Source organism: Moorena sp. SIO4A1, assembly GCF_010672065.1.
Lineage (GTDB): Bacteria > Cyanobacteriota > Cyanobacteriia > Cyanobacteriales > Coleofasciculaceae > Moorena.
Window position 1 is genome coordinate 1 of the sequence record NZ_JAAHHX010000672.1, and the last position, 1,520, is coordinate 1,520.

The 1,520-nt window shown below is 43.3% G+C and carries 3 protein-coding genes; 2 read left to right on the forward strand and 1 reads right to left on the reverse strand.

All coding sequences use genetic code 11. The features are described from left to right. Positions 1-922 (forward strand): HAMP domain-containing sensor histidine kinase (locus F6K53_RS41800; protein WP_293086312.1); only part of this gene is annotated, 922 nt, incomplete at its 5' end. Positions 923-1,084: 162 nt separating this feature from the next. Here F6K53_RS41800 and F6K53_RS41805 read toward each other — a convergent pair. Then, positions 1,085-1,231, reverse strand: a complete 147-nt coding sequence (locus F6K53_RS41805; protein WP_293086315.1) for a hypothetical protein — start codon at positions 1,229-1,231, stop codon at positions 1,085-1,087. Positions 1,232-1,344: 113 nt separating this feature from the next. On the opposite strand from F6K53_RS41805, the gene F6K53_RS41810 reads away from it, so the two are divergent. Continuing rightward, a partial coding sequence (locus tag F6K53_RS41810) for a S4 domain-containing protein (RefSeq protein ID WP_293086318.1) occupies positions 1,345-1,520 on the forward strand: 176 nt, incomplete at its 3' end.

Consider the following 1,520-nt stretch of genomic DNA (forward strand, 5'->3'; position numbering starts at 1 on the left):
TACCCGGAACTTCCGTTCTCTTTCTGTAGATAATCCGATTAACACTTACGAACACCGAGTTCTTCTCGACTCTGGAGAAATTCGCTGGCAGCAGTGGAGTGATCGAGCTATGTTTGATGAACATGGCCAGTTTATCGAATGCCAGGCGGTAGGAAGGGATATCACTGAACTCAAGCAAGCAGAAGCAGATATTCTTAATGCATTGGCTAAGGAAAAAGAACTGAGTCAACTGCGTTCAGGTTTCGTTTCATTAGTTTCTCACGAGTTTCGTACGCCCCTGACTACCATTCAATCTTCTGCTCAAATGCTGCAACGCTATGAGCAAAAATTATCCCCTGAGAAAAAACAGAAGCACCATGACAAGATTCAGCATGCTGTGCTCCGGATGACTCAACTTTTGGATGATGTTCTAACGATTGGGAAAGCCGATGCCGGCAAACTCAAGTTTGAGCCAGAACCCATAGATTTAGTTGCTTGGTGTCAGGACATACTCGAAAATATCAAAATTAACCTGGGTTCTAAGCATAACCTGATGTTCATTAGTCATGGTAGCTGTCAAGATGCCCTAATCGATGAAAGACTGTTGAGTCATGTTGTTAACAATTTGCTCTTAAATGCGATTAAATATTCTCCAGAAGGAGGTACGATCAAATTTGAACTCAATTGCAATTCTTCGACCGCAGTAATCCAGGTTCAAGATCAGGGGATCGGCATTCCTATAAAAGACCAAGAGAAACTATTTGAGTCCTTTGAAAGAGCAAGTAATGTTGGCAGTATCCCTGGGACTGGACTGGGTTTAGCAATTGTCAAAAAATGTTTAGACTTGCACAATGCTAAAATTGCTGTAAACAGTGAAGTTGGGGTGGGAACGACATTTACGGTTACCCTACCGCTGCACTTTGCTACTGACCAAAATAATTAATAAGATCAAATCCGGTTAATCACTTCTAAAATGGTTGATCGCTTGTAAGCATTCAGCCGTCAGCTCTCAGCTATCAGCTTTTAGCTATCAGCTATCAGCGATTAGCGCTACAGATGGTGCTTTTGAATAAAACAGGTAACCATTTGTTTAATCTCAGTGAAGTCACAGCGGTTGTGGCCTGTGCCACTTTGCTGACGGCTGTTCACGTTCGCGCAGCGTGGCCACAGGCCAAGGCTGAGCCTTTGGCTGACGGCTGACGGCTGAGAGCTGACCGCTGATAGCTGTTCGCGTAGCCTGCGCGTAGCGCATATGCTTACGATCGCTTTTGGTTAATTGTTAATTGTTAATTATTGATAATTAATACATAATTGAAGTCTTCTGTATTCCTAATTCTCAGTTCGGTTGACAATCAAAGATCAAGAATGACCCCTCAGCTTTCTATCAAATTCTTGCAAGTTCAGGAAAGTAGCAAGTCTACTGGTTCAACTCCCAGTTATCGCCTTGACAGCTATATTGCCCAACAAACACCTGACTTGTCTCGCTCTCGTATCCAGAAGCTGATTGAACAAGGCAACGTGCAAGTGAATGATCACGTGTG